General features: G+C 45.5%; 40 protein-coding genes. 32 read left to right on the forward strand and 8 right to left on the reverse strand.

Annotated features, from left to right (window positions below; genetic code table 11):
* Positions 1-653: 653 nt before the first annotated feature.
* Together L4D12_RS02670 and L4D12_RS02675 are read left to right on the forward strand one after the other, a co-directional pair.
* Positions 654-1394, forward strand: a complete 741-nt coding sequence (locus L4D12_RS02670; RefSeq protein ID WP_428446272.1) for an alpha/beta hydrolase family protein — start codon at positions 654-656, stop codon at positions 1392-1394.
* 341 nt (positions 1395-1735) lie between these two features.
* Positions 1736-2380: a hypothetical protein gene (locus L4D12_RS02675; protein ID WP_428446273.1), complete on the forward strand. Its 645-nt coding sequence runs from the start codon at positions 1736-1738 to the stop codon at positions 2378-2380.
* 903 nt (positions 2381-3283) lie between these two features.
* Here the strand turns inward: L4D12_RS02675 and L4D12_RS02680 are convergent.
* Entirely contained in the window at positions 3284-3547 is a 264-nt protein-coding gene (locus L4D12_RS02680; protein ID WP_428446274.1) for a transcriptional regulator, read from the reverse strand.
* A 154-nt stretch (positions 3548-3701) separates the two neighbouring features.
* On the opposite strand from L4D12_RS02680, the gene L4D12_RS02685 reads away from it, so the two are divergent.
* The 26 genes from L4D12_RS02685 (at position 3702) to L4D12_RS02810 (ending at position 17093) form a co-directional block, all read left to right on the forward strand.
* Positions 3702-3941, forward strand: coding sequence for a hypothetical protein (locus L4D12_RS02685; protein WP_428446275.1), 240 nt, complete (start codon positions 3702-3704; stop codon positions 3939-3941).
* Positions 3938-4168: a DUF3850 domain-containing protein gene (locus tag L4D12_RS02690; RefSeq protein ID WP_428446276.1), complete on the forward strand. Its 231-nt coding sequence runs from the start codon at positions 3938-3940 to the stop codon at positions 4166-4168. The genes L4D12_RS02685 and L4D12_RS02690 overlap by 4 nt, the downstream gene beginning before the upstream one ends.
* Complete coding sequence (locus tag L4D12_RS02695) at positions 4165-4713, forward strand: 3'-5' exonuclease (protein ID WP_428446277.1); 549 nt, start codon at positions 4165-4167, stop codon at positions 4711-4713. The genes L4D12_RS02690 and L4D12_RS02695 overlap by 4 nt, the downstream gene beginning before the upstream one ends.
* On the forward strand, positions 4710-4994 hold the full coding sequence (locus L4D12_RS02700; protein WP_428446278.1) for a hypothetical protein: 285 nt from the start codon (positions 4710-4712) through the stop codon (positions 4992-4994). Before L4D12_RS02695 ends, L4D12_RS02700 begins: the two co-directional genes overlap by 4 nt.
* Positions 4991-5185 (forward strand): hypothetical protein, encoded by a 195-nt coding sequence (locus L4D12_RS02705; protein WP_428446279.1) that lies wholly within the window; start codon positions 4991-4993, stop codon positions 5183-5185. Before L4D12_RS02700 ends, L4D12_RS02705 begins: the two co-directional genes overlap by 4 nt.
* Positions 5182-5469: a hypothetical protein gene (locus L4D12_RS02710; protein ID WP_428446280.1), complete on the forward strand. Its 288-nt coding sequence runs from the start codon at positions 5182-5184 to the stop codon at positions 5467-5469. The genes L4D12_RS02705 and L4D12_RS02710 overlap by 4 nt, the downstream gene beginning before the upstream one ends.
* Positions 5466-5624: a hypothetical protein gene (locus L4D12_RS02715; RefSeq protein ID WP_428446281.1), complete on the forward strand. Its 159-nt coding sequence runs from the start codon at positions 5466-5468 to the stop codon at positions 5622-5624. Before L4D12_RS02710 ends, L4D12_RS02715 begins: the two co-directional genes overlap by 4 nt.
* Positions 5624-5842, forward strand: a complete 219-nt coding sequence (locus L4D12_RS02720; RefSeq protein ID WP_428446282.1) for a hypothetical protein — start codon at positions 5624-5626, stop codon at positions 5840-5842. Before L4D12_RS02715 ends, L4D12_RS02720 begins: the two co-directional genes overlap by 1 nt.
* A gap of 1 nt (position 5843) precedes the next feature.
* The gene (locus L4D12_RS02725; protein WP_428446283.1) at positions 5844-6551 is read left to right on the forward strand and encodes a DNA cytosine methyltransferase; all 708 of its coding nucleotides are present in this window, start codon (positions 5844-5846) and stop codon (positions 6549-6551) included.
* A complete protein-coding gene (locus tag L4D12_RS02730; protein WP_428446284.1) occupies positions 6538-8700 on the forward strand; it encodes a hypothetical protein in 2163 nt (720 codons plus the stop codon). The genes L4D12_RS02725 and L4D12_RS02730 overlap by 14 nt, the downstream gene beginning before the upstream one ends.
* A 13-nt stretch (positions 8701-8713) precedes the next feature.
* Positions 8714-8881, forward strand: coding sequence for a hypothetical protein (locus L4D12_RS02735; protein ID WP_428446285.1), 168 nt, complete (start codon positions 8714-8716; stop codon positions 8879-8881).
* Positions 8874-9380, forward strand: coding sequence for a hypothetical protein (locus tag L4D12_RS02740; protein WP_428446286.1), 507 nt, complete (start codon positions 8874-8876; stop codon positions 9378-9380). The genes L4D12_RS02735 and L4D12_RS02740 overlap by 8 nt, the downstream gene beginning before the upstream one ends.
* 24 nt (positions 9381-9404) lie before the next feature.
* Entirely contained in the window at positions 9405-9884 is a 480-nt protein-coding gene (locus L4D12_RS02745) for a hypothetical protein (protein ID WP_428446287.1), read from the forward strand.
* A gap of 59 nt (positions 9885-9943) precedes the next feature.
* Positions 9944-10546: an ATP-binding protein gene (locus L4D12_RS02750; RefSeq protein ID WP_428446367.1), complete on the forward strand. Its 603-nt coding sequence runs from the start codon at positions 9944-9946 to the stop codon at positions 10544-10546.
* 118 nt (positions 10547-10664) lie between these two features.
* Entirely contained in the window at positions 10665-11171 is a 507-nt protein-coding gene (locus L4D12_RS02755; RefSeq protein ID WP_428446288.1) for a hypothetical protein, read from the forward strand.
* Positions 11172-11440: 269 nt separating this feature from the next.
* Complete coding sequence (locus tag L4D12_RS02760) at positions 11441-12274, forward strand: major capsid protein P2 (protein WP_428446289.1); 834 nt, start codon at positions 11441-11443, stop codon at positions 12272-12274.
* A 9-nt stretch (positions 12275-12283) separates the two neighbouring features.
* Positions 12284-12565 (forward strand): hypothetical protein, encoded by a 282-nt coding sequence (locus L4D12_RS02765; RefSeq protein ID WP_428446290.1) that lies wholly within the window; start codon positions 12284-12286, stop codon positions 12563-12565.
* The gene (locus L4D12_RS02770) at positions 12565-12720 is read left to right on the forward strand and encodes a hypothetical protein (protein WP_428446291.1); all 156 of its coding nucleotides are present in this window, start codon (positions 12565-12567) and stop codon (positions 12718-12720) included. Before L4D12_RS02765 ends, L4D12_RS02770 begins: the two co-directional genes overlap by 1 nt.
* Positions 12720-12929, forward strand: coding sequence for a hypothetical protein (locus L4D12_RS02775; protein WP_428446292.1), 210 nt, complete (start codon positions 12720-12722; stop codon positions 12927-12929). Before L4D12_RS02770 ends, L4D12_RS02775 begins: the two co-directional genes overlap by 1 nt.
* Positions 12929-13339, forward strand: a complete 411-nt coding sequence (locus tag L4D12_RS02780) for a hypothetical protein (protein ID WP_428446293.1) — start codon at positions 12929-12931, stop codon at positions 13337-13339. Before L4D12_RS02775 ends, L4D12_RS02780 begins: the two co-directional genes overlap by 1 nt.
* Positions 13340-13861, forward strand: coding sequence for a chemotaxis protein (locus L4D12_RS02785; RefSeq protein ID WP_428446294.1), 522 nt, complete (start codon positions 13340-13342; stop codon positions 13859-13861).
* Positions 13862-14025: 164 nt separating this feature from the next.
* Complete coding sequence (locus tag L4D12_RS02790) at positions 14026-14634, forward strand: hypothetical protein (protein ID WP_428446295.1); 609 nt, start codon at positions 14026-14028, stop codon at positions 14632-14634.
* Positions 14631-16100 (forward strand): hypothetical protein, encoded by a 1470-nt coding sequence (locus L4D12_RS02795; protein ID WP_428446296.1) that lies wholly within the window; start codon positions 14631-14633, stop codon positions 16098-16100. The genes L4D12_RS02790 and L4D12_RS02795 overlap by 4 nt, the downstream gene beginning before the upstream one ends.
* Positions 16101-16102: 2 nt before the next feature.
* Positions 16103-16636 carry a virion protein gene (locus tag L4D12_RS02800; protein ID WP_428446297.1) on the forward strand — a complete coding sequence of 178 codons (534 nt, stop codon included), beginning with the start codon at positions 16103-16105 and terminating at the stop codon, positions 16634-16636.
* 94 nt (positions 16637-16730) lie between these two features.
* Positions 16731-16928, forward strand: a complete 198-nt coding sequence (locus L4D12_RS02805; RefSeq protein ID WP_428446298.1) for a hypothetical protein — start codon at positions 16731-16733, stop codon at positions 16926-16928.
* Positions 16929-16937: 9 nt separating this feature from the next.
* Complete coding sequence (locus L4D12_RS02810) at positions 16938-17093, forward strand: hypothetical protein (RefSeq protein WP_428446299.1); 156 nt, start codon at positions 16938-16940, stop codon at positions 17091-17093.
* Positions 17094-17106: 13 nt separating this feature from the next.
* Here the strand turns inward: L4D12_RS02810 and L4D12_RS02815 are convergent, their stop codons facing one another.
* Both L4D12_RS02815 and yciH read right to left on the reverse strand, forming a co-directional pair.
* Positions 17107-17574, reverse strand: coding sequence for a phage protein (locus tag L4D12_RS02815; RefSeq protein WP_428446300.1), 468 nt, complete (start codon positions 17572-17574; stop codon positions 17107-17109).
* Between the two features lie 615 nt (positions 17575-18189).
* Positions 18190-18513, reverse strand: coding sequence for a stress response translation initiation inhibitor YciH (gene yciH / locus L4D12_RS02820; protein WP_428446301.1), 324 nt, complete (start codon positions 18511-18513; stop codon positions 18190-18192).
* Between the two features lie 115 nt (positions 18514-18628).
* Here yciH and L4D12_RS02825 point away from each other — a divergent pair, with 115 nt between their 5' ends.
* Together L4D12_RS02825 and L4D12_RS02830 are read left to right on the forward strand one after the other, a co-directional pair.
* Entirely contained in the window at positions 18629-19234 is a 606-nt protein-coding gene (locus L4D12_RS02825; RefSeq protein WP_428446302.1) for an HAD family hydrolase, read from the forward strand.
* An 84-nt stretch (positions 19235-19318) separates the two neighbouring features.
* Positions 19319-19834 carry an ATP-dependent zinc protease family protein gene (locus tag L4D12_RS02830; RefSeq protein WP_428446303.1) on the forward strand — a complete coding sequence of 172 codons (516 nt, stop codon included), beginning with the start codon at positions 19319-19321 and terminating at the stop codon, positions 19832-19834.
* Positions 19835-19913: 79 nt separating this feature from the next.
* Here the strand turns inward: L4D12_RS02830 and L4D12_RS02835 are convergent, their stop codons facing one another.
* Positions 19914-20339, reverse strand: coding sequence for a DUF3319 domain-containing protein (locus tag L4D12_RS02835; protein ID WP_428446304.1), 426 nt, complete (start codon positions 20337-20339; stop codon positions 19914-19916).
* Positions 20340-20470: 131 nt separating this feature from the next.
* Here L4D12_RS02835 and L4D12_RS02840 point away from each other — a divergent pair, with 131 nt between their 5' ends.
* Positions 20471-21445, forward strand: a complete 975-nt coding sequence (locus tag L4D12_RS02840; protein ID WP_428446305.1) for a tyrosine-type recombinase/integrase — start codon at positions 20471-20473, stop codon at positions 21443-21445.
* 118 nt (positions 21446-21563) lie between these two features.
* Here the strand turns inward: L4D12_RS02840 and L4D12_RS02845 are convergent, their stop codons facing one another.
* The 4 genes from L4D12_RS02845 to L4D12_RS02860 form a co-directional block, all read right to left on the reverse strand.
* Positions 21564-22199 (reverse strand): putative adenosine monophosphate-protein transferase Fic, encoded by a 636-nt coding sequence (locus L4D12_RS02845; protein WP_428446306.1) that lies wholly within the window; start codon positions 22197-22199, stop codon positions 21564-21566.
* Positions 22189-22386 (reverse strand): YhfG family protein, encoded by a 198-nt coding sequence (locus L4D12_RS02850; RefSeq protein ID WP_428446307.1) that lies wholly within the window; start codon positions 22384-22386, stop codon positions 22189-22191. Before L4D12_RS02850 ends, L4D12_RS02845 begins: the two co-directional genes overlap by 11 nt.
* 98 nt (positions 22387-22484) lie before the next feature.
* The gene (locus L4D12_RS02855; RefSeq protein WP_428446308.1) at positions 22485-23477 is read right to left on the reverse strand and encodes a D-alanine--D-alanine ligase; all 993 of its coding nucleotides are present in this window, start codon (positions 23475-23477) and stop codon (positions 22485-22487) included.
* A gap of 279 nt (positions 23478-23756) precedes the next feature.
* On the reverse strand, positions 23757-24326 hold the full coding sequence (locus L4D12_RS02860) for an SPOR domain-containing protein (RefSeq protein ID WP_428446309.1): 570 nt from the start codon (positions 24324-24326) through the stop codon (positions 23757-23759).
* 157 nt (positions 24327-24483) lie between these two features.
* Here L4D12_RS02860 and L4D12_RS02865 point away from each other — a divergent pair, with 157 nt between their 5' ends.
* A complete protein-coding gene (locus L4D12_RS02865) occupies positions 24484-24993 on the forward strand; it encodes a DUF2301 domain-containing membrane protein (RefSeq protein ID WP_428446310.1) in 510 nt (169 codons plus the stop codon).
* Positions 24994-25097 lie beyond the last annotated feature (104 nt).

The raw sequence follows: 25097 nt of genomic DNA on the forward strand, positions 1-25097 counted from the left end.
GTATTTTGGCATATTATGTCTTAACCTCCCTTACTGTTAGCTGATATATGGTCTATATTTGATAATTTACCACTAAAGAGGGAATTACTCAGTATCATATTGGTATCACTTAATTACTAAGAGATATGATTAGTGCCATTATCTTATCAATTTTTTAACATCAATAACGACGTCATTGACAGCATACTCGATGACAAAATTCCGCGATTTAGGGCAAATCATTAGTGCAGTAGCGGGCAAGTAAGAGTTTTTCTTTGAGAAGGCCCCCGTAGATGCGTAATGTAATTCCCCACAATTAATACGTAGTTGCTAAAAACAATAGATTCGGAACAATGACGAGACGATATGGATATGATAAATCAATCTGAAGCTGAATACTTACAATGCCCTGAATGCCATCAAGATGATGAGTTTTGGATAGACGATAAACGTGACGCTGTCACTTGTATTTGTGGCAAAGTAATAGATAAGCCCGTTTATCATTAGCCATGATGAAGCAATTCTCATACTGGTCAGAGAAGAAAGTTGGGCGTAATGGTCAGTTATATGATTAACTCATAGGGCAGGAGAATAACTGGATTCTGCTCGACATTTAAAGCGCATTGACAAAGCGAAGAAGGTGAGTGGGTATAACCAAGCAAAGGAGCATCATTTTGTCAGGTGTGTTTACCGCGTTAACAATTGCAAATCAAACAACCATTGTCAATATCCATCAACATGGCCTGCTATCACGTCCATGTCTGGTTATAGCCATTCACGGTGATTGTCCAACTAGTCCGGCCTCTTATCAGAATGACTTTGCCAAAGAAATTGCTTCTAGATCGTCAAATGTAGTTGCTGCTGGTTTGCTTCGCCCCGGATACAAAGATGGTCAAGGCCATCGTTCGAGTGGCCGTAGGGGATTTACGGTCGGAGACAATTACAATCGCGAAAGAATAGACCAGATAGCGAATGCTATTTTAGACCTTAAATACCGATATAGCCCCTCAAAAGTCATTATAGCTGGCCACTCAGGCGGTGCTGCCATCACAGCAAAGTTGATTGCCTATTACCCAGATATAGCCAATTTTTCATTTATTGTTTCTTGCCCCGCAGATATCAATCCGTGGCGCAAAGATATGCTCAAATTACTCAAATACCCGTTGTTCTTAGGTAAACTAAACGTAACATCTCCCATCGAATTAGTTGAACGCATCTCAGATAGTACGGGGATCCATGTGATTTGTGGTGCAGATGATACTGTAACAAAGCCGTATCTCAGTGAAAATTATGTTAACAAATTAATAGTTAGCGGTAAGCAGGTAAAATACGACAAAATTCCTGGTGCTCATGATCTCTTTCTCAGTGAGTTTGTATTGTCGTCTGTCATTAAACAGATTGAGTCAGGCGAATAAGCGGTGCGATCATCAAGCTAGTCTAGCTGCCTCGTTGGATGAGGGATTTACTAAAATATGAATAGAGTGAGAAACAAAGTTTGCCAGTTACCAATAGAGTCATTGCTGGCTGCAACGTTGAATGGGGGGGGACCAACCATCGTTCCAGTTGTTTGCTTGTGATTGCATAAACAACACATTGAAAATTATTCCTGCAGTAGAATGATTTTATTGATTAAATCATCACTAACTGTAGATACCATGCCTGCAAAATTGATTATCAAGGTGAGTTTTCTAAGCGTAACTACAGTCAAAACTCGTTAAAAAATTTATAAATTAATAATACGTAAGGACATTACATAATGAAAAAGTTTTTATTACTGATTTTTATGGTTATCGCGATAGGCGTTGCCGTTGGAATATATCGTTTCAACTTCACAGATGATGATATCTATGTCGTGCAAGCAGATGGTAACGTTGTTCCGTTGGATACTAACAGCAATTCTAGTGTTATGTTAACGTTGTTTAATTTTCATACAGACAAAGATTGGGACATACAAGTGCCAGAATCTGAAGCAAAAGCTCCCCTGACAGAGCTAAAAGAATATGGTGATACTCGTTTTGCCATAGGGAAATACCACGATGGTGAGGAGAATGGAGTAGTCAGCTTAGACTACACAAAAATCACTAATCTAAACTTTGGCAGCAGCAAAAATGAAATGTTTTTTGCCGCCCCATTTGCTGTCTCAAACCAAGGTTCTGGAATCTTCTGGTATCTGGGGCTATTTAAATTGGATACTAAAACAGCCGATATTCACCAAATAGATACACTCTTTCTCGGAGACAGAATAAAAATTAAGGAATTGAAAGTAGATGAACCGTTTGATGTTACTTCCAGCCTCTATGTGGCTTACTTTAAACATAGTCAGAAACAAAGCTTTTCTGAAGCACCCGATGAAAAGGTAGAGAAGCGTATCAACGTATCTGTTGACGGTTTTTCAAAATAGGCTCTATTCCCAAATACGCTTGTGCTGTGGATTTATACGACAGGTTTTTTGTAAGCGATTTGTGATGATTGCGGAACAAATCAGGAAACAGGGCATTCAGGCAAAATCGTTTTAAGATAAACTTCCCGACCGTTAGCCATAATGGAGGGGGAAATGCCCCCATAAAGAACAGATATTAAACGAAATTGGAAGTTGAACTGGAACTCTAGCAAATCATACCGGAGTGTGTAGTAAATATTGAACAAACAGAAGCTAAAATCACCCGCATAAGTGGCTATAGCGTACAAAGTGACATCGTAACAAATTAAAAGCTAAACACATTGCGTGTGGGTTATAAAGGTACTGTATTGGGTGAGCCTTACTGGCAACTTGATAAACACGTGGAGTGCGTTTGGTATGAGGTAAGGCCGGCCGTCTACGATCATCCATTGGCGCAGGGTTTCCAGGCCTATGTGAATGCCATGTACTTCAGCTAACTTTTCATGAGTTAGTGTGGGGCAAAAGTCAGCGTAGTACTCATGGATGATGGCAAGTTTCCGCAGTTTTAATTTTGCATTGTGACGATGATTACCTGGACGACCACGCTTAAGTGAAAATAATCTACTAGAACTAAATTTCAGGAAGCGTTGCACTAAGCGGTAAATTTGTCGGGCACTTAAGAATCTGTGCAGCTCTAACACCAGTGATCCGTTTATCATAAACGTCTTGAATGAGCTTAATTCTTAAGAGTTCATTATCAGTCATAGTCAGCAACATCTCATTGGCTCCAGAGCACAGTAAATACCAAGCTCTGAAGGTAGTTTAACATGACATTTCTAACTGGCTCAAACCTGACACTTCTAAATGGTTCTAACACCTTCAGTGCGCATTATGTACCATAGGGTAAAATAAAAAACGCCCCGATTAGGCGGGGCGTCCTTCAGATAACGCATTGATTAATCTAGAGTTCTGATATTTATCTTCAAGAAGGCCATAAACGACTTTTTGATCATTAAATTCAAGTAAATCAGCAATTTGGAAGGCTACTTCCCAATCCATTGAGTTTAGCTCTTTTCGCCAGTTATGCAGCCTCGATTGCGAGATACTTAGTTTCTTCGCTAGCTGGTATTCCGAAGTCAGACTGTACTTGGCCTTGACCATATCCAGTAGTTCATTTGTGTAAGTCATAACGACCCCGCCAAAGTCCTTTGAATGTTAAATAATAGGCGATCAATATGATCATTCCTATGCTTCAGGCCATCTTGAGTATCAAGATTTGTTTGATTAAAGTGACTTTAAGCACGAAACAATCACAAAAACTTGCTTGTATGGGGATACAGACATGGAAACAGTCAAACAAAATGTAATCAGTCCAATACACAAACCTTGCCCAGATATGGCGGGCACGGCTAATTTTGATAAAGCACTTACCGAAAAATCACTCACCATCGTTCAATCACTCCGCAAACGCTTCGGCCTCAATACCGGATGCCGCACCCAAGGCGGTAAAGATTTCCGTTTCAGCCGACCTTTTCAGGTTCAAGCTCGCCGCGCCATGATGGCAAAAGGGGGTGTGCTATGAACATGCATGACTTGAAAATCAAAGCTGAATACCTGATTGCCATTATTGATGGCAGTAAAACTTTTGAAATTCGTAAGAACGACCGTGACTACAAAGTGGGTGATCGTGTTCGCCTAAGTGATGGTACCCAATACATCATCGTTCGAATTAAATACATTACTGACTATGCACAACAAGACGGCTATATCGTTTTCTCCTTTGATTGGATCTCTGGAGGCAAGTTATGAAACCTATTAGCCTTGAAAATACCGTCATTCTGGATACTGAAACCACCGGGTTATATTCTGATGCAGAGATAGTGGAATTAACCGTTCTCGATGGTGTAACAGGGAAATCACTAATCGACACCTTAGTTACTCCGGTTCAACTCATTCCAGCGGAAGCCATTGCTATTCATGGTATCACCAATCGCATGATTGCAGGTTCTCCAATATTCCCGCATGTATTTAAAGAACTAGCGGAAGTTGTTAAAGGTCGTGAAGTGCTGATTTATAACGCAGATTATGACATACGTTTAATCCGCCAAAGCATGAAGCGCTATGGTATAGAAGTCCTGCCGTTTAAAACAAAATGTGTCATGGAATGGTATGCCGAATTTTACGGTGAGTGGAATGGCTACCATGGTAACTATAAGTGGCAAAGCCTCACCAATGCCGCTCGCCAGCAGGGTATTGATATTTCAGACCTGACAGCGCATCGAGCCAAAGCAGATTGTGAAATTACCCGCCGAATCATTATGGCCGTGAATAAGCAATTGGAGGTGCAGTCATGAGCGCTATATTAGATGATTGTTCGATGAAAGCCGGGACACAACAAGACTTTTTCAAGCTGTTTTATCGTGCGCACCGGATGGCTGTCAAAGGGAACAACCCGATGGCCGTAATTAATGATGTCATTACGATTGCCTATATAGCTGTAGATGACGAAGTCATGATGCGTCGCATGCATAGAGCAAAATTTTCTGCCGAACTTTCACTACTTCAACGCGATCGAACTCGAGCCACACTGTCACTTTCAACTCGGTTGTTATTTCATAAGGCGTGCCCATTTTGACCACATCAATTCAATGGTATTCCAACTCCGGCGCAGTGGTTGATAAGCCGCTACCGTTCGAGCCTGAAACCAACTATTACCGTGCCGTTGCTCAATGTGTCGATTTCACAGGAAACGAGCCAACGTATATACGCCAAGCAATAACAATTATCCCGGTGGACTCAAACCGTCGTTTGGTGGTGATGTCATGACAACTAACCGAATCCCTAAGCAAGTCACCAAAGCCCCTTCGGGGGCGGCGGTTTCTTCCATGCCGTTGCATGTTGCAGATGTACCACTTGAAACCGCTATGGTTGCTGATGTTTTTGCATTGCATGCACTTGATGAGGCAAAGAAAAACATTCAGGTCGCACAGTATTACCGAGAAGAAGGTGAGAAGAATAGAGCCCGATTCTATTTGAATAGAGCCGCAGAGTTTCGAGCTGTATATCAAGCCTTTACGAAAGCCATTGATGTTATGGGTGGCCTGTCATGAATCACAACCTTTACCACCTCCTGAAAAGGGAAATCCGCGCCAGTATTGTGCTGGCGCGTAACTACCGACTCAGCGGCGAGCGCCGTTTGGCGATTCAGTTTTTAAATGATGCGGCTTTATGCCGTCGTGAGCTTATCGAATTAGAGGGATGTTAATGCTGATTACCACTTCACCTTGTGCCGCGTTTGGGAAAGTCATTTGGCCGGGGCAAATATTGCAAGTATTTGTCGCTCCCTCAAAAGAGGCGATAGAAACAGCAGATGGTTTTGACCTGATTAGCCAAGAAGAAGCACACGACTTATTGAGCAACCATGGCGCTCATTTGGTCATGATGCCGGATAGCTTTTGTTTTTTGAAAGGTGAAGAAGATTGATATGAGACCTTTGCGAGTGTTATCAATTTGCACAAGTGCTGGCCTTTTGGATAAAGCCTTTATTGATGCAGGTTTTACCGTGGTCCCTGGCTGTGAAATAAAAGAGCATAAGCGGCGCTTATATGAAAAGTTTGTTGGTGGAAAACATGTTTGTAATGACCTGGCTGATTTACCCAATTACTTAAAAAACCAACACTATGACCTAATACTTGGTGGCCCAAGTTGCCAGGCGCATACAAAGTTAAAGGCAATGAATACGCCTAAATTTCCAGATTTAACGCCGCTAGTACAAAAGCTATTGATGGAAGTCAGTCATGATGCATATTTGTTCGAGAATGTTGTTCCAATTGATTTAGCCGGTTCAATCCATACCAAACGAAATGCAATGAACTATCCAGAGCACTACAATGGTCATGTGATTAGCCAGAGCCGCCCCCGTTGGTTTACACATTCAAACAATATACAACCACCTGAATTAAAATTAGCCGGTTCAGTTAATGATTTAATCGCATATCCTATTGTTGCAGGGCGATCATACGGTGCAAAACGTGGAGCAATTATTCAAGGCTGGCCTGAATTTTCCGGTCTAGATGAAAAAACACATGTTTTACAAGAAGCTTTAGCCGATGGTGTACCAAAGAGTTTGGCGACAGCATGGGCACATAGTGTTATGACATCGCTAGGGGGACACACCAATGCTCCCTCCTAACGATCTCCTGTTTGTAGCGGGCGCAGTGCAGCCCGCAAACATCACCAAAGATAATGAAGCCAGCTATCATGCTGGTTTTTTAGGATTCGATTTTTGTGGTGCGCGGCCAGAACCGTTCACACCGCAARGACTTTGGGACTTAAATCGCGTTAAYCGYGACAATGCTTATTATGCCGAGAAGCAAAAAGTTCATACCGCTTCTTTGCCGGACTATAACGCCGAACACCTCCGCGAAGCGGCGGCACGGAGTGACGAAAACAATAGGCTTGTCCAAGGGCGCAAAAGTCCGACACGCCCAAAGGTCGCTCATTTATCGCACAGAATCCGCCAGTTAGCCCACTCAAAGCGCTGTGCTATCGAGTTAGATACAGAGTCAGCCTACAACGCGGAAACGCTCTACGGCATCCATGAGGCGGGTAATCGTGCTCGTGTTTTATCGCCTGAGAAAAAATCCAAGGTTGTTGAACCTAACATTGCCCCCAATACGGTTCGCTTGATGAAACAGGATTGGTCAGGACGTTGCAAAGTCCAGTATTACACCCAGACCCCAAGCAGCGCCGCACCCGACCAACAGCAGGGCGACCGCTATACCGAAAAACTGACTAAGCGTGCAGTGAGTAAAATTTTTGAGTCAGCGGCATATGTGGCAACCTGCCACAGTGGGTTCTCAACCTTCCTGACCCTGACATTTAGCAAAGAAAAACGCGCTCAGATATTTGGTGGCATGGTCGAAGGAGATGCCGCGCCATATTGCACGCTGCCCAAACCACCACTACCTGCCAGCAAAACCCGTGGACCGCGATCGATGTTATCGGGTAGTCCTGAGCTTAAATGCACCGATGGCACCAATACCCCCGTAGATATTAAGCGCAACATGGCCGATCCAGTTGTCGATATTGCCGGGCCATATTGCTACATCGATACCGCTGCCGGTGATCCTGCTGCGACCGTAGAGATTCTTGATGATTGCACCGTGAAAGTGATGAATGAAAACGGGGAAATTGCCGGGCCATATACGCCAACATTCCTCAAGCCTGAAAAAGCCTTCACGATTACAAAAAAAGCTGAAACCACCATAGGCAAAGAGGTCTCCCGTTTTCTGGATGGCGCCAAAAAGATGTATCAGCGCGGCTGGGTCGCTTCGCATACCGTCGAAACGGATATTGAGTCGGGAGCGAAATATTGCACATTGGAGAGCAAAGACATTCCCGGTTATAGCAAGCCTGGCGAATTTGGCCCAACCGATGAGCCTGCTGATTTTCATTATATTTGGGTGGCAGAATGCCCGGCCAATGATGACGGCGAACCCAATCCCCATGTGCATATTTTGCTTAACTGGCAAGTTCCCCGTAACCAATTTGAAGCATGGTCTCGACGCCTTGAAAAGCTGTGGGGTAATGGTTTCGCTCATTTGGAACGAATCAGACAGCCAATGGCTGCAGGTACCTACATCATTAAGGCCGTTGGCTATGCGGCAAAAGGGGATAACGCCGACCAAGGTTTGATTAGAGGTAACCGCTACAACATTGCCCAGTGTAGCCGGGCGCCGGATTGGACGTGCCTTGCCAGTTTCGAAGCCGACAACATGGCGGCGATTATCAAAGAATGCGGTTACATTTTGGAGCAATGGCGTAAGCCGTTAAACCGTAGTTTAAGGCGAACGCAAAAGCAGCTAGACCAAACCATTAAAGCGAAAGCCATTGCCAAACAGGCCAAAAAGCCAGAGCAGGAAATCAATAAACTGACCGCCCGCATTATTCGCCTTGAGCACCAAGCGAGAGCGGGACGTGATCAACTGAGAAGCCGTGAGGTGTTCGCCACAACAAAGAATATTTTTTGTTTTTCCATTGATGGCGAGAATGCTGAAGAAAAAGCCTATGACTTTTTGCTGTGGGCCGCAGGGGCGCGAGGTTGGTCAATGACGCCTGTCAGTGATGAGTCAGAGCAAAAGAAAGTCTATCAGGAAATCAGAGCTGCCGCCCGGCATAAATACGCGCCGCATTATGAACACTTCCAGCAAAAACGCGCCTATTGGCGGTGCGTACTCAACGACCCGCTGACACCGAACCGGGCAGAACCTACCGAACTCGAACGCTCAGCCTACATGGCCGACCTTGAACACTATATGACTCAACCATTTGCAGCATAAAGGAAGCTAACTCATGGATGAACTGAACCAAATCACCGAGCAGCTAAGCGGTGAAGTCAAAAAAGCCTCGGGCAATCCGTTTGCTAAAAATCTAATAGCCCCATTGCGGCTTGTACTGGTTTGGATGCACGGCGTTAATCAAAAACTGATGGAATTAGAACAAGGGGGAAAGCATGGCTGATTTGATGCCCGTCCGTAAATCGACGAATCAAGTGGAAGGTATTAATCGGTGTGAGTGCGGCAAAATCCGCACCATTCACCGGGCAAGGGGAAAGCGTGCAAAGTTCCTGTATTCGATTTGTGATGATTGCGGGACTAATCAACAAACGGGCGCTTTCTGGCAAAGCCGTTTTAATGTGCATTACCCGGCCATTGAAGCCTTAACGGAAGCCGAACAAGCCACTGTGGTTAAGGTTTCTGAACCGAATGAATTAACCCAAGAGGCCGTAACCCATGGGCATCAAAGCGAATCCGAAAGCCTCACTAAAGAAACACCGCCAATATTGCCAAAATCAGGCAGTGAAAGCAGCGATAGTGAAGCAACAGCAGCTAGAACAGAAAGTGTTACAAGCCGAATCGAACCTGAAAAAGAACCCGAAGCCAAGCCGAGTACATGGAAAGCCATTCTGGCTGGAATCGTCCTTGGTGGCCTTACTGGCGGACTTATTACCCGTATTTAACCCAAACAAAGCGAGAAATTAGGAATGGAAACCAAATTACAAACCGAAAACGAACAAGCCAGCATCGAAGTGCTGGAAACTCACAGTGAGCAGGAAGAAAAAGATTTTCTGAAAGAACTCGATGATGACTTTGATCCCACGGTTGCGGATAGCAAAGGGCAACAGCAGGAACTTGAAACCGAAGCCGCCGCTGCGATTGTGTTTGTTGGCATGATGACCATCGAACAGTTCATGAAAACCTTGGCACACCCCAAGTTCAAGTTTGACCCTGACCAAGCCGAAACAGTAGCCAATAAAGTTGCCCCGTTGTTGGTGAAGTACGGCACGAACCCGCCACCATGGTTAGCCAAGTACATGGAAGAAATCATGGCCGTTGCTGCGATTGGTATGCTCGGGCTATCTAGCTATATGCAGGTGAAACAACTCAAAACGGAAGACATTACCGCCGCCAAAGAGAAAGCCAAACAAGCGGCCAATGACCATAACGCGGAGGCCGCCGCGTGAAACTACAGCCTATCAACCAAAACAACGCGCTAGATAATCACCATGCGTATGCGGTTGGTATGTCAGGCTGCGGGAAAACTTCCGCAGCCAAAAAGCTGTTTGTGAAAGCCACTGACCAAGTGGCTATTTTCGATCCGCTGAATGACTACCAAGGTGAATTACAAGGGCGCAAGGTTCGCAGCTATGCCAGCTTGAAAGACTTTGCCAGTGCCTTGATCGCCGGGCGTAAAACCAATCAAGGTTTTAAGATAGCCTACGCGCCAAAACATGAAACTACCGAAGCCGACTTTGACAAGTTTTGTATGGTCGTTTGGGGCGTGGGGAATGGTAAGCACAAAAAACCATTGAAGGTAATTTGTGAGGAAGTAGCCGAGCATAGCAATACCACCGCCAAAGCCACTGGCTACCACGGTAAGATATTGAGGCTAGGGCGCAAGTACGGCTTGCACTCAATCAACATGTTCCAGCGTGGGCAAGAAGTATCAAAGACCATTATCGACAACTGCCAGTTTGCGTGTGTGATGATGCAAAAAGCCGATGATAGTGCCCGATACCTACAGCAAAAAACAGGGATACCCGCCAGTGAGATCATCCCATTGCAGAAGCTCGAATACATTTTGCAGGATGGGAAGGTATGGGAGAAAGGCATGATTCGTTGGTAGTGGTTTAAAAATCAACTAGTTAAATGGATTTATATATTTAGTGTTTACGGTATAATAGTTTAGGTTTGAGGTAGCATTGCTAGCACTTTAATGCAGCGTTATTAAGCGAAGGGGCATAATGAAAGAGTATGTGGCAATAATAGCAGCGGTAGTCGCTGGTTTATTTACGATTATTTCTGCTTTCATCGTGTGGAAACTGGCACATAAAACAAGTGAAAGTGCACGAGAACAAGCTAAAGAAGATGCAAAATTTAATGAGAAAAAAGCATTGTATGTTAAAACTCATGAGCTTTATGAAAGTGCGATAAAGTGCACTAAAAATTACAATAATAACCATTTATCGGAATTATTTAGTAAATTGACGGCAGAAATTAATCTAATTGCTTCAGATGATGTGGCGAAACAATATTTTTATGTTGCTGACTTATTTCAAGATTGGATCCCTCTATATCTCAAAGCGTTCCCAGCACCAATAAAAATAGGGGAGTATAGTTGCAACATAATAATTCAATCACCAGATCCTACATTAAAGTACAAGCAACCTGAAAAGGAAGCGTATGAAAAATTCTACAGCAGCTACGAAGAGCTAATTAAATTAATGCGTATAGAATTGGCATCTGCATAATGCGGCTTTAATTTTCCACCTCAAATCACATTTCCAAAAGCCCGCAAGCCTATAGCCTTAGCGGGCTTTTTTGTGTTTGCCTTAAAACCAAATCACTTGCTTTCCTGTTGGGGAATTTTACGTAAACCAACAGAGAGCAAACAACATGAGTGCAAAAACCAAAGGCTATGTGATCACAGGTGTGATTGCATTACTGGTTGCGGGTGCCGTGGTATGGGCATCAAACAACGTTGATTCCGTCGAAGACGTGATTGGTTAAGGGGTAGGACATGGAACTACTTCAAACCAAATTCGCGCCGCGCCCTAAAGAGCTTGATCCCGTTGAAGGTGTTGGCTGGGGCAACCGGGCATCACTGCGTCTGGTTTCCGGCCCGACGTACCACAGCATTGAGCTAGTCACGAACATTGCCGACCCCAAAGATATTGAACGTGTCGAAGTGTCGCTGAACGGTTCGGCCAAAATCAATGTGACGGGTGAAACGCTGGTCAAGCTGCAAGCCCACCGTAAGAACTACGCCGTTGACGGGCGCTATGTTCTGTCATTTGGCGATCCCACCTTGCGCACCAAAATCGGTGTGCGTCAAACCGACCTTGTTACCTTGGGTGGTGAAATCTGGTTCATCCACATCACCTTGAAAAGCAAGCCTGCTGACACGCCAGCGCCAAGCATCCGTGCCCGTGCGCATGTGTTACCCGCGCAATCGGTGCGTTACTACATGCCACGCATCTATGAGCTGACGTGGTTTGCCTCGGCAACAGGTCGCACACCGTTTGATTTCTCCGAGCGTAGCCCGGCGCTGAACCTCAAGCGCATCCATTTCCTTGATGACTCGATTGAACGTGTTCGCGTCCTGCGGGATTCCTTCGAAGAAATGAACGTCACCAAGGCCGATAACGCCTTTGATTTGGCCCAATCGAAGAAAGAGCAAAACTCTGGTTGGTTTAGCCTCGATTTTATCCGCTATGGCTTTGGCGCTGACGGCATGCTGAACACTGCCGCCCGTAGTCAACTGGCGTTTGAGCTGGATAAAAACAAGGTGGGCAGTGTGCCGGTGATCATCGAAGCGGTTGAGCAAGTGAACGCCTTACCGACCAAGGCATAAGGGGACGCTATGGATTTATTCGATAGCTGGGGCGAATCACTGGGCGGCATTTGGGATTCTGCCGTCAACGGCGGTGAGCAGTGGGTTGAATCGTGGTTTGACAACGAGGCGGACAAAGTCACCTCTGCCGCGCCAGAAGAAAACCGGGTGCCACAAAACCAAGAGCCTGCCAAGCAACCCGACGGACAGCCGATTTATTCCGGTGGCTTCACTACCAATACCGCCTTGATGATTGGCGGTGGGGTGATTGTCGCGGTGTTAGCCGTTGCCATACTGATGAGGGGGAAATAATGCCATTACCGTTATTTTTTTGGCCGTTACTGACAGGGACGGTGGGCTATGCCGCCGGGTTGTTCAGCGGTGAAACCTTTGCCCGTACCTTCAAAATCTTGATTGCAGTACTGCTGGCGCTGTGGTTGGCGAATATCACGGGGGTGATGAAGTAATGCTCAGTATTCCCGGTGTTACCAACTCCGGCAGCATGCCGATTAATGCGGGCGGTGGTGCGGCGGGGCCATCCAATGCCAACGCTGATGCGAATAACAGCTTTAAGGTCAGTGGCATCAACATGGGAGGCGGCTCTGCCGTCTCTCAGTGGTTGACCGTCGCGCTAGGGCTGGCCGTGGTGTGGTTCCTGATTAAGAAGGTGGGCTGATGCGTCTTCAACTTATCCGCCCCAATCGACCCGATATCAATGCGCAATATCGGTTATTGCGCCCTGCGTTTAACCAAGTACGCGATGCCAAGCTGGAATTTGATTTTTGTTGTGATGCCGTGGCGCAAAAGCAAGCCAGCCTGTACCACCTTAAAGGCAAAGGGGTATCTGTGCGGTTCGTGGGGATAGTGACGAGTGATAATGACTATTTGATCTTAGCCATGACAGGCAATGGATTAGTTGCTGCTGCTCCCATCATTATCGACGCGGTGAAATCACAAGGATACCGCGCCATCAAGTACCACACCGTACGCCAAGGGATGAAACGCATTTTACAGCGTTTTGGGTTTTCAATGACAGCGACAACCGAACACGACACGGTGATGACGCTTTACTTGGAGGGTTGCTAGATGGGTGGCGGCGGTAAAAGTTCAAGCTCTAATCAAACAACCAATACGAATGTCAGCGGGCAGAATGCCATTTCTGGCGATAACCTCGGGGTCGCGATTTCTGGGGTTAATGATTCCAACATTAACGTCACCATGACCGACCATGGTGCCATAGAACGTGCCACCGAGTTAGGTGAGCTGGCATTTGCCAGTAATACCGAAGTCACCACCGCCGCGCTGGAAATGGGGGCTAATTCAGTGAGCGAGGCGCTGGATTTTGGTCTTGGCGCGATGGAACTCAATGCCGAGGTCAGCAACAACGCCATCAACCAAGTCAGCCAAGCCCATGGTGAGAACCTGCAGATGCTAGCGGGGCTGGCGGGCAATCAGGCGACGCAGAACAGCGAGAACCTTGAGGCGCTCAAAGAGCTGGCGGTGATGAAGGCCGACGGCGGGCAGGTCGCTACCTCCAAGCAGATGACCATCATGGTGGGGATCGTGATGTTTTTTGTGGCAATCATGATGATTAAGGGGAAACGATGAGCTTTAACCAGATGATGCAGCCGCGCCAGCGGGCGCAGTTTCAGGCCGTGGGCGAATTTCTGTATGTTGAAGCGTGTCCCGCGTCGGTCAGCATCACCACCGAGCGTGGCGAATATCGGCTCAAGCAGGGGGCGCAGGTTATCGACCCGCGCTTAGCCGGGCGCGTGACCGTTGAAAATATGGGCGAGGCGGGGACGGTCACCATTATGTGTGGCTACGGTCGTTACATTCCGCCTACCGACGGCCAACAGGTTGCCGTGACTCAAATTCCCGCCATGGCTATTGCGCCAGGGCAAGCGGTCAATATTGCCCAACTGCCTCAAGTAGCACTGGTTGACGGTCAGGCGGTGGTCATTTCACAGATGCCACCCATGCAGCTAGCCGACAACCAGCAAGTGAGTGTGTCACACCTGCCGGATGTGGCCTTGGCGGCGGGGCAACAGCTCGCGGTCAGCAGTTTGCCCAAGGTACAACTTGAAACCGGGCAGATGGTGCGCGTTTACGCCACCAATCCGCTACTCACCAAACCCGTTGGCGGCGCGGGCCTGACCGATAGCGTATTAACGATTGCCACCGGGACGGCAGCGTTGGCGGAAAATACGTCACGCTGTCACGTTTTGGTTAAAGCGGCGTCTACCAATACCCAAGCCGTTACCCTTGGCAGCGGTTGGGAACTGGCCGCCGGGGAGCARTTGAAACTCGACACCACCGCCGCGCTGACGTTTGCCGGGACGGACGGTGACACCATTCAGATTATCGAGGTCACACGATGACAGGGAAAACACTGCGCGACCAACTGCCTTCGGGCTGTGCGCGAAACAAGATTGAATTTCTGGCGGACTACATTGATAGTTTGCAGAMCACATCACCGACGCCCGTAAACTACGGAAGCCAATTACCCGAGATTGATCTCGATAAAGACGGGCAACCGTTTCTGATGSTYAGCCCGCAGCCATGGCGTGAGGGCTTTACCCMGGAATACGTGCGTACCAGCGGCAATATCATCATTGTTTCATCAGCGAGCAGTGATGCACTGGCTGTGTCTGTCAATAATGGTAAAAACTTCCATTACAAACAGTTACCCGYGCCATTCAGYCTRGCGCCGAATGTGTTCGCGGTCGGCCAAGGTTTGCAAATGGGGATAAACCCAAGCCGCAATGGGAATCCTCTGATTGTGCACGGTACGGGTGAGCATGTGCACGTCAGCAAGGATTTGGGGTCAACGTGGGAGAGCCTCACTGACAAGCTCAAGCATGTGACTTGTTCAAAGACGGGGGAAAGCTTTAATGCGTTGGGTTTAGATCCTGATATGCCGGACAGTGCGCCGAAATATACCTTCAGTGCTGACGGGGACATTATTGCGGTTTTCTCGCAGCAGTTTAACACCCATCGTGGTTTYGCGGTTTCCTTTGATGGCGGACTCAGCTTTACCGGAATGGTGGGCACTCCAGTTGACCCAGCCGATTATAACTTTGCCACAGAGTCCGGGGCATCATTTGCCAATGACTGCCTTGTTTGTACGGGCGGAAACTCACCGTTTGCGATGTTTGTCGGTGGCTGGCAGCCATTGATAAAACTCGACTTATCTGATGCCAATGACATCACATTCACGGCCATTGAGGGCACTCAGCCTGTTGGGGATTTTCACTGCACACTGGCGGTTGATAGCGTTAYCCAGAAAACGTATTTGTTTGATCACAATGCTGAGCGCAGTTATAGCGTTGTAGACCCTAACGCTGGCATTACTCGCCATACTTTTCCCGATAATGCGCTGTATTCATGGMAAGTGACAGATTGGTTGTTTGGCGGTGCGTTRCGGAGCAATACCTCACAGCTCTATGTCTGCAATGGGGTGTTCATTTTTGGTCGCCCGGCTGAGGGTTACGAATGGACGGGAACCGCCACACCCATTGATGACAGCGCYCGAGCTGAAATTTGCGCTTTAAACCTGACCACCAATGTATTGAGTGTATTACATACCTATGCACCCRCGGTTAAACAATCCGGGGATCACATTGTCGATACAGGCCAAATCACGTACCGGGGCGAGTGCATATTCATGACTCACAACGGGGTGACATTGCGCTCAACCGATAACGGCCTGACATGGACAGAGCCGCAGGGCGAATCACTAGGGATGTTTGCGCAAATTGATGGGGAATGGCTACCGACAACGCCCCTCAATGACGCCGTCATTCCGCGTGATGCACAAGGCCGAAAAATTTGGCCAGTGGCATAGCCATGAAATGGCTCTTGGCACTTTCAATCATCATGCTGTGGCTCATCCGCCACACACAACAGGCCGCGCCTGTSACGAAACCACCGACAAGCAGCGGCCAATCATGGATAGACATTACCGGGACAGGTGAAGACATGGCAACAGGACAACCACGCGGGATACGCAACAAGAACCCGCTCAACATTGAATACAGCATCCACAACAAATGGCGCGGCCAGATTGGCACCGATGGCCGCTTTGTCGTCTTTGACGATGATAAATGGGGCTTTCGTGCYGCTGCGCGTGTRCTKCGCAGCTACCAACGGCGCGGCATYAATACCATTCAGAGCATTGTGCACACGTTTGCGCCAAGYCATGAAAATGACAGCGACCACTATGCCGACATGGTGGCCGAATGGACGGGGATCGGCAAATTCGACCTGATTGACGCCCGCGACAATAACACGGTAGCGASCGTTATCAAGGCCATGGCCCGGATGGAAGTCGGCTATCAGTATTCACTCAATGAGGTCATGGAAGGAGTCAAACTCGCATGACAACCCAGAAAGCRGTCACGTCCATCGCACTGAGTGTRGCGGGCGTGGTAATTGGCGCATACACACTTAAATTTCTTAAAAAACAAGGATGGTTATGATTAATCTCAAACAATCGAGCACCAAAACGGGCCTGATMTTGCTTGGCAGCGTGGCCGCTGGCTTACTGACGGGCAATAGCGAACTGGTGACACTGACATTGGGCGAAACGGGCGCGCAGATTAGCGGCTTGATCCCCATGATTGCCGCCGCGACCATTGGCTTGTTCGACACGGTTCGCAAGGAAAAAGACTAGGGGACTTRGATGGATGTTTACCAGACGGTCTTAGTTGCTGCCGCGACAGGCTTTTTCTCGGCCTTTGGTACCGGGATTGCGATGAAGACCGATATCATGTGGATCAAGAAAATYATTGAATCCCATGAGAAACGACTCAGTACCATGGAAAACAAGGGCGCGTAATGCGCYCTTGGCTTTATTTGCGGGTCGCGCTTTTAGYCTGAAYCTTACGATAGGCTTTCTTTTTGTCTTTGGTCACAGTGTCACTTTGTGGCGAGGTCAGTCGGCGGCCACCACGAAACGGCAACGGCGTAACGACATTGGAACGCACTGGCACATAGTCCAATTCATACAGTCGCCGGAGCGCATGGTACTCATCAAAGCGCAATGCCCAGCCCATTAATTCCTTCGGACTGAAACGGCGGCCATCCGGGGTAATGATCACACAGGAGTGCTCATCAACTCGGAAACCTTGCCAGCGAGTATCATCCGGCAGATAGCCACGGGCACGGATCAATAATAGCTTTTCAGCCATCGGATTAACGTCAATCATTCCGGATAACCAACGCTTGACCGTCACCGGACGGACATGAAACCAAGCCGCCGCTTCAGGGATTGATTCGAAATGGAGCCAGAAAAGCCGTTTGAATGATTCATGCAGCATGATGAACCTCACAATTTTAATTATTAGATGAAAGTTTTTTCCGATTAATCTTTGTGAAAACAATAGCTGTTCGCTATTAAACAGCCTTAAACCGGAACGTTTGGACATCATCGACAAAAGTGTCTGTCGTGAGTCGCCACGTTATACAGCGATAGCTAGTCATCTGAAATCACAAGAAACCATTTTAAATAACTGTTTCCAAAGGATAATTAGCGAAATAATACAAATATTTCAGGGCTGACTCATTGGCTGGCTTTAATGTTAAATTTCGACCCCTCGGTGCGCATTATGTACCTTATGTTAAATAAGGTTTGTGCTTTATATGGATAAATCTCTATGGCTTACCTCTTCATCACTACAGACAACCTTCTTTTATGGTTTTGTAATTGTCTTGCTATGGTCATGGTCCATGGAAGATTGAGTATTTAACAGTATTCTTTATTTACCATAAAATAGCTAATAACCATCAATATTGTTGTTCTGCGGACGCTACGCATTCTTGCACAACAATATTTTGTTATTACCTGAAAAGCGCCATTGAATGCTTGTCTAACGTAAAAATAAAACCCGAGCTTAACTCGGGTTTGTTGTAAATGCTGTTGCCAACATTGATGCTCAACCGCCAGCTAGTTTGACGGTGTGGCCTTTTTTCTCAAGGGCTGCTTTGATGACATCGCGCTTGTCACCTTGGATCTCAATAGTGCCATCTTTTACTGAACCACCACAGCCACATACTTTTTTCAATTCAGCTGCCAGCAGTTTTAAAGCGGCATCTTCAAGATCTAAGCCGGTAATGATGCAAACACCTTTGCCTTTACGGCCTTTTGTCTGACGTTGAATGCGGACAATGCCATCACCTTGTGGACGCTGTGGCGCAGGCTTGTCCTCTTTAATGCGACCTGTTTCCGTCGAAAATACTAAGCGGCTGTTATCGTTCATAGGAAAATCTCGTATATATTCTTGAATCTGTGAGCCAGGACCCGTCATAAAGTTCTCACTTCACGACTACCTGAACCAGAATATTAGTAACGCTTGTACTGTAACGGAAACAGTTATGATAAGAAACGTCATATTTGACTTTGGTGCGGTATTGTTTGAATGGCAACCAAAACAGATTGTTGCAACCTTCACTCAATCACCTGAAGAGCAAGATCTATTACTTAATCATGTGTTAGGCCATCCGGATTGGTTATCTCTCGACCGTGGTACCATGCTAATGGCTGAAGTGATACCAAAGTTTGCAGCTAGGACTAATCTACCATTATCACGTATAGAAGATTTTTTGGAACACATCCAAAAAAGCCTCACGCTGATCGGCGAAACTCAGCAATTAGTTCTTCAGTTAATTGATAGTGATCTGTCAGTGTACTTTCTCACCAACATGAGTAGCGCTTTTTTTGAAAAATTGAATGAGTTACATGGCCTGTACAGCTTATTTGATGGTGGTCTTGTGTCGGGTAAAGAACTGCTGCTTAAACCTGAACCTGAGATTTTTGAGCTGTTAGCCCAACGTTTTGATCTTATTCCCTTCGAGTCACTGTTCATTGACGATCAGCCCGCAAATTTAGCCGCTGCAAAGCAACTAGGCTTTCAAGTGTTTCATTTCCAAACGCCTTCCGAGAGTTGTACTGAAATTCGTGATTTGCTCAAAATTAACTAGTATTCATAGATACAGAAAAAATTCATTTCACGTTCATGACGTGAATGGCACAATCACGGTGTTTTTGAACCAGAAGGAGTTTTCGTGAAGAAACTTTTCATTCCAACATTGTTACTGTTGTCTCTTGTGAATATCGATGTTGCTTTGGCTGACTCAAAATGTGATGGTGGAAAATCGATTGTTGGTCAGGTAGAAACAATCAAAGTCTATGAACTCAATATGGATTATCTTGCGCGCATCGATACTGGTGCCGCGACAACCTCGATCAATGCAAAAGACATAAAAGTCATTGGTGATGATAGTGACAGCGACAATATGCGTGATCACTTAGGCCACATGGTGGAGTTCACAACTGTTAATGGCAAAGGTAAAGAAGCCAAATATAAAGGCAGAATTGTAAAGGTAAGCAAGATTCGAAATGCGCAAGGCGTTGAGCGACGCTACGCTGTAAAAATGGATCTTGGCTGGAACGGCGAACATAAAACGGTCAATGTAAATCTACGCGACCGCAGTAAGTTGGAATACAAATTACTTATCGGACGCAACTGGCTAAGCAATGATTATCTTGTAGATGTTGATAAAACAGACGATTCAGATTAATAACTAACGCAAGCTATCTCAAGTAAACGCTAAGATAGCTTGAGTGAAAATCAATAAGCGCTCATCTTTGGGCGCTTATTTATTGCCGTTGCTGTTGTTGTGTTTTCAGCAGAACAAGGTCCAAATGTTTTTTTATGGCGGCAGGTGATCCCTTGAGCAATTTACCACCTAACATAACATACCACTGATTCGTTTCACCTGTATCGTTAAAGAGCTTAAACCCCTTATATTCTTCAACTTTACGACTGCCCTGCTTCACCGTATTACCAACACCTATGAATTTCTCTGGTGGCATGAAGGCTTTCATGTCGCACCACCAGTCAATGCTTTTTTTTACTAATGTCAGTTTGCTAACAACAGGATTACCGTTAATAAAAGTCTTCCAATCATCTGGAGAGCCTGAGGCATTTTCTATATTATGACCTCTGTGGAACAGCCTTTTCTTCATATTAGCCTCATCGAGCTGAACGGGTTTACTTAAAACTTTCTCATGAAGTGAGCTCATATTGAAGCACTAAATTAGCTTTTTGTCTTTTCGTTGAGCACATAATTGTTATCTAGTGCAATATATTTAATTATTACTAATTTGCATGTATTATTAGGTCAGTATAAAAAGTTATAATGCATTAGGATAGCATGATGGCAAAGACTTTGACCCCTATAGCGGATGAACAAAAATGCATCAGCAGTATTAAATCTTTTAGTGTTCCTCTGCTGACAACAGATGCCATCAATCAATTAACTCACAAACAATATGCACCCAATACACTGATCTCTTTTAACACTGACTGGAATCGATTTCTTGCATTCTGTCATGAATGTCAAATATCCGCATTACCAGCCACCGCTGATACCGTTCATCGTTACATTGACGAAATGGCAAAATCACGTAAGCTGGCTAGTCTTAAACGCTATATGGTGACTATCTCACTGATACATCGTTGCCACAATCTCCCCGACCCGTGCGCGAAGACAGAAATTCGATTAGCGATGAAAAAACAGCAGCTTGAAAAGCATGATGACTACGAAAATGCCTCTGCTTTCCGTGATGAACATCTTCAGACGCTTATTTTTCGATTTGAATTGTCGACTAAACCGAAAGATATTCGAGACGTTGCTATTTGGGCGGTAATGTTTGAGGCGATGTTAAAGCGCAGCGAGCTTGCTGCTCTCACGGTTGATTGTTTGTATGTGCATCCTAATGGGTTAATTGACATTAATGTGGGCCCAAACACTATAGCGTTAAGCCGTATTTCATCAAAAGCCCTTCAACGTTGGTTAGTGATTAGTATGATCTGTGCTGGCTATGTCTTTCGACGTATTGATAGACATAGCAACATTGGTGACAGTCCGCTGGACCACTCCTCTATTTACCGAGTTTTTCGTCGAGCCAGTGATGAATTAGGTATGCCGCAATCAGGTTTGTTCTCAGGGCAATCACCACGTGTTGGAGCCGCAAGAGATCTAGCGGATTCTGGATTGTCTATTAACGAAATTCAAGAGCAAGGACGCTGGAAAAGTCCTGCAATGCCTGCGCAATATGTTGGGAATAAAGATCGTCACGATAAAGAAGTAGCGAAGTTCATCAAGCCGAAACCATGGGAAAACTAACCGTTTTTTACACTTAGCCTATGTTTAGTGTTCTCGATATTGGATATTAGTAAACTTCATACAATTAGTTATAGTGCGTTAGCGTCTTATATTATTAGTCACAATCGGCTTTTAACTACTATTGAGGAGCATCATTCCAATGTTCACCATAGCCTTTATCGTGATCAATCGGTACCGTGATACGTTTGAACAAGTGCTCAAGGGGTTGTAGTTCACCAAAGTAACCCGCTTGGTTTGCGGCAACCCACTCTTTGAGATTGATTCCTTCCCAACAAACTTCATAGCCAGCGTTAATAGCCAGTATTTCAAAAAATATCCGCTGAACTCGACCGTTCCCTTCACGGAACGGATGAATAACATTGAGCTCGCAATAGTAATCCGCAATGCGTTCAATAAATTCGCTAAGCGCTAGATCACAAAGAAAATCCTCTTTCTCAAGTTGCCCTAATAACTTGTTAACTTCACGTTCAATGTTTTTCCAATGACAAAAACGCGTCTCCCCTTTGGTGATATCGACCTGTCGAGGTTGTCCTGCCCAAGAGTAAAGATCTTGAAACAGTGTAAAATGTATCTGTTGCAAATAGGCAAATGTGAACTGATTGAAAGCGGGGTCAAAGTGTTGAGCACGAACACGAGTAAAGTCACGCTCTGCCGCTTCTAACTTCGCTTCATCCTGGATTGATAAGCAGTTTATCAGCACATTCGTGCCAGGGTAACAATCAGGATCATGGTCTACACCGTACTTATCTCGCATATCGTGCTTTTAATTCCGCTATCAGCTTGGCCTCTGTTTGCATACCATGCTTTTGAGGCTTCTCTGTTGGGTCAAGGTGTATCCCCTCTAGCAATAGTGAAGCCTTATAATTTCGACTTTGTAATCGCTTGAAATGATACGTTTTTTCTTCTTCTGTGAGCATTTTTCCCTTCGGATTCTGACGCATTGAACCGTTTAAGTGGCTTGATTCAGGAACCAATAACGATCAATTCATAGCATTAGTATATACAAAAAAAGCCGGGATAATTTATCCCGGCTTTTTTGTTATTTTATAGCTGTTTTAATGGCCAGTTCAAGGAATATCTTGATACTGTGGCCATGATTCTCCAGCATTTTCGGAAACATAGAGATGGGTGTCATACCAGGGAAGGTATTAATCTCATTAAGTAGAATTTCGTTATCTTCACTTAAGAAGAAATCGATACGAGATAAGTCTTTAAGTTTCAGATGCACAAACGCTTTACGTGCGTAGCCGCGCAGCAATTCAACTTGCTCATCCGTTAAATTCGTAGCTTCAACCATCGTTGTTGAATGGCTGTCCGCACTGTATTTCTCTTCATAGCTATAGAATTTGTCATCAGGGCATGTTACTTCGCCAGGTTTAGTAATGACCAACTCGTCACCGTATTGATATGCCGCAATTTCAAGCTCTCGAGGCTTAATGGCTTTTTCAATTAGCACTTGCTCTGAATACGTAAACGCAGCATTCACGGCATCAGCAAGGGCTGCTTTATCCGTTACACGGTAGCAACCAACAGATGATCCCTGACAAGCAGCTTTAATAAAAATCGTCCCCCACTTAGCCAGTGCATTTTCCGCCTGAAAATGAGCCGCTTCACTGTTTTCACTCAGGAAAACATAAGGTGTGTTGGGAATTTCCAATGCATCAAACCACAACTTAGACGTGATCTTATTAAAGCAGTTCGTGCTTGCTTCAGCACCACAGCCTAAGTATGGTAATTTTGCCATATCAAGGAAAGATTGTAGATCGCCCGTCTCACCTGGAAAACCATGAACACATGGAATCACATAATCAATATTGATGCGGTCATCACCAATTAATAAACTGCGATCAAGGTTCAGCTGACATGGAACGCCTTCCACGTTAAACCAGCCATCTGACTTCATTTCAACACGGGTATAGCGAATACCATCAATCTGCTGAAGATTTTGCTCAACAAAATTTGCAGATACGAGAGAAACTTCGTGTTCAGCTGCACCGCCGCCACAAAGTAGTAATACATGGATTGAGCTCATTATCATCCCTTGTCTTAGTCACTGGCCGCCTAGGACAGCAACATTATATTGCTTGAATATCTGAGCTAATAGTAATAAAAAATGGCGCACGATGGCACCACATATCGCTTAGATTCTCGAATTCTTGCAATGATTTTTGCTTAAGCTGGGCATAAAACCAACAAATCCGCTTGATTAAGCCTTTAACTCTGTTTTTACTGCACGAGAGACTCATGCCCCTGATGAAAATATATTAAAAGCAGCCTTATTAGCTGCTTTTAATACGAGTGATTTGTTTAGTTAGTGTAATTTTGTAAGCTTCGGATTCGGCGATTTTTTAATGACGGCTAAATCTCGAATAAATGGCCCAAAGTCCAGCACATCCTGTGGCAGTGCTTTTAATGCACGGCGAGCCTGATCTTTGGTATCAAAATGTCCATATAACAAAGTAAACCATGGTACACCATGTAAGTCTTTTTCATTCATCCATACAGGCTGATCTGACGGCAACTTATTAACGTAGTTAGTAAATCCTTTATTATGACTTAGCGCTAATACCTGAATAGTATAACCGCTTTGTGAAGGCTCAGCATATTTGTAAATGACTGGCTTTGGTTGTTCAACATGATCGTTAACAAGTACTTGCGTTTTCTTCGCTGGCGTGGCCTCAACAGTTTGATCTTGAATCACTACTTCACTTTCTGCAATGTTCTTCGAAACGGTTAAGTCGTCGTTGTTAATTATCGTCTCACTCTGCCCGCCGCTATACACTTCTTCAGATGAAGAGCTAACCAACTGCGTTAATTGTGTATCCGATGCGCATCCCGCTAATACCGTAGCTACGGCTAATACGGCTAGTTTTTTCATCATTTTCTGCCAGATTGAAATTCTTGTGCTATTTTGCCGTCTGAATTTACGCCATTCAAGCCTAACTTCAAGATAATTCAATAACTATCTGTCCTACGTCACATCAAAACAGCGTAATATACTCCTTTACGATCATACTGCTTATCGATAGGAGCCCATCATGGCAGATCCTCATATTCAGAGCGAACTTGATATGTTAGACAGATTAACTGTCTTACTGTATCGCTCTGCGCTTACCGCCTCTGCAGGCATTATGTCCATTGTTGCATGGGAGCCACACTTTGCAACGACGGCATTAGTCATTACCGCGTTGCTCGCCACCACGACCGTTCACATTTATGATAAGCGCTTTCGTTGGCTGATCCTCGGGAGCGGACTGTTTGCTTCCGTATGGCTACTCTTAGGGCTCTGGCAACCACTCGCATTAGGTGCAGCCCTGTTTGCATTTAGTGCGTTAGCCATCAAAGAATACTTTTGTTTCCAGGTCAAAGCGTTATTACTCACACCGGTAGCGCTGGCTGGCTTTTGGTTTTGTACTGTTTTCGGTCAGGATCAAATTAGCATTGCCTTTAGTATGTCCGGGGCCATTCTGCTTGCCGTCGCCGCTTTTGCCAAATGGCGCATGCCGCTTCATTACGATATTGGTGATAAATCTCGTTATCAGATTTAATCCCGCTCTCTTGCCTTTAGCCTGCTAGCAACTGATAAGGACATCAGTTGCTTACTAAAAATATTGTTACACTCTTGATATCTAGTCCTTGATCACAGCTCCTG

Source organism: Photobacterium nomapromontoriensis (assembly GCF_050336815.1).
Taxonomy (GTDB): Bacteria; Pseudomonadota; Gammaproteobacteria; order Enterobacterales; family Vibrionaceae; genus Photobacterium; species Photobacterium nomapromontoriensis.

What these genes read in the sequence shown, in the direction of transcription:
- L4D12_RS02695 (WP_428446277.1), top strand. Translation starts at nt 4,165, where the DNA reads ATGAAACCTATTAGCCTTGAAAATACCGTCATTCTGGATACTGAAACC.
- L4D12_RS02865 (WP_428446310.1), top strand. Translation starts at nt 24,484, where the DNA reads ATGGCAGATCCTCATATTCAGAGCGAACTTGATATGTTAGACAGATTA.
- L4D12_RS02740 (WP_428446286.1), top strand. Translation starts at nt 8,874, where the DNA reads ATGGCTGATTTGATGCCCGTCCGTAAATCGACGAATCAAGTGGAAGGT.
- L4D12_RS02735 (WP_428446285.1), top strand. Translation starts at nt 8,714, where the DNA reads ATGGATGAACTGAACCAAATCACCGAGCAGCTAAGCGGTGAAGTCAAA.
- L4D12_RS02685 (WP_428446275.1), top strand. Translation starts at nt 3,702, where the DNA reads ATGGAAACAGTCAAACAAAATGTAATCAGTCCAATACACAAACCTTGC.
- L4D12_RS02720 (WP_428446282.1), top strand. Translation starts at nt 5,624, where the DNA reads ATGCTGATTACCACTTCACCTTGTGCCGCGTTTGGGAAAGTCATTTGG.
- L4D12_RS02785 (WP_428446294.1), top strand. Translation starts at nt 13,340, where the DNA reads ATGGGTGGCGGCGGTAAAAGTTCAAGCTCTAATCAAACAACCAATACG.
- L4D12_RS02860 (WP_428446309.1), bottom strand. Translation starts at nt 24,326, where the DNA reads ATGATGAAAAAACTAGCCGTATTAGCCGTAGCTACGGTATTAGCGGGA.
- L4D12_RS02760 (WP_428446289.1), top strand. Translation starts at nt 11,441, where the DNA reads ATGGAACTACTTCAAACCAAATTCGCGCCGCGCCCTAAAGAGCTTGAT.
- L4D12_RS02765 (WP_428446290.1), top strand. Translation starts at nt 12,284, where the DNA reads ATGGATTTATTCGATAGCTGGGGCGAATCACTGGGCGGCATTTGGGAT.
- L4D12_RS02755 (WP_428446288.1), top strand. Translation starts at nt 10,665, where the DNA reads ATGAAAGAGTATGTGGCAATAATAGCAGCGGTAGTCGCTGGTTTATTT.
- L4D12_RS02770 (WP_428446291.1), top strand. Translation starts at nt 12,565, where the DNA reads ATGCCATTACCGTTATTTTTTTGGCCGTTACTGACAGGGACGGTGGGC.
- L4D12_RS02855 (WP_428446308.1), bottom strand. Translation starts at nt 23,477, where the DNA reads ATGAGCTCAATCCATGTATTACTACTTTGTGGCGGCGGTGCAGCTGAA.
- L4D12_RS02825 (WP_428446302.1), top strand. Translation starts at nt 18,629, where the DNA reads ATGATAAGAAACGTCATATTTGACTTTGGTGCGGTATTGTTTGAATGG.
- L4D12_RS02745 (WP_428446287.1), top strand. Translation starts at nt 9,405, where the DNA reads ATGGAAACCAAATTACAAACCGAAAACGAACAAGCCAGCATCGAAGTG.
- L4D12_RS02750 (WP_428446367.1), top strand. Translation starts at nt 9,944, where the DNA reads ATGTCAGGCTGCGGGAAAACTTCCGCAGCCAAAAAGCTGTTTGTGAAA.
- L4D12_RS02715 (WP_428446281.1), top strand. Translation starts at nt 5,466, where the DNA reads ATGAATCACAACCTTTACCACCTCCTGAAAAGGGAAATCCGCGCCAGT.
- L4D12_RS02710 (WP_428446280.1), top strand. Translation starts at nt 5,182, where the DNA reads ATGACAACTAACCGAATCCCTAAGCAAGTCACCAAAGCCCCTTCGGGG.
- L4D12_RS02690 (WP_428446276.1), top strand. Translation starts at nt 3,938, where the DNA reads ATGAACATGCATGACTTGAAAATCAAAGCTGAATACCTGATTGCCATT.
- L4D12_RS02680 (WP_428446274.1), bottom strand. Translation starts at nt 3,547, where the DNA reads ATGACTTACACAAATGAACTACTGGATATGGTCAAGGCCAAGTACAGT.
- L4D12_RS02845 (WP_428446306.1), bottom strand. Translation starts at nt 22,199, where the DNA reads ATGCGAGATAAGTACGGTGTAGACCATGATCCTGATTGTTACCCTGGC.
- L4D12_RS02700 (WP_428446278.1), top strand. Translation starts at nt 4,710, where the DNA reads ATGAGCGCTATATTAGATGATTGTTCGATGAAAGCCGGGACACAACAA.
- L4D12_RS02840 (WP_428446305.1), top strand. Translation starts at nt 20,471, where the DNA reads ATGATGGCAAAGACTTTGACCCCTATAGCGGATGAACAAAAATGCATC.
- yciH (WP_428446301.1), bottom strand. Translation starts at nt 18,513, where the DNA reads ATGAACGATAACAGCCGCTTAGTATTTTCGACGGAAACAGGTCGCATT.
- L4D12_RS02775 (WP_428446292.1), top strand. Translation starts at nt 12,720, where the DNA reads ATGCTCAGTATTCCCGGTGTTACCAACTCCGGCAGCATGCCGATTAAT.
- L4D12_RS02780 (WP_428446293.1), top strand. Translation starts at nt 12,929, where the DNA reads ATGCGTCTTCAACTTATCCGCCCCAATCGACCCGATATCAATGCGCAA.
- L4D12_RS02675 (WP_428446273.1), top strand. Translation starts at nt 1,736, where the DNA reads ATGAAAAAGTTTTTATTACTGATTTTTATGGTTATCGCGATAGGCGTT.
- L4D12_RS02835 (WP_428446304.1), bottom strand. Translation starts at nt 20,339, where the DNA reads ATGAGCTCACTTCATGAGAAAGTTTTAAGTAAACCCGTTCAGCTCGAT.
- L4D12_RS02850 (WP_428446307.1), bottom strand. Translation starts at nt 22,386, where the DNA reads ATGCGTCAGAATCCGAAGGGAAAAATGCTCACAGAAGAAGAAAAAACG.
- L4D12_RS02725 (WP_428446283.1), top strand. Translation starts at nt 5,844, where the DNA reads ATGAGACCTTTGCGAGTGTTATCAATTTGCACAAGTGCTGGCCTTTTG.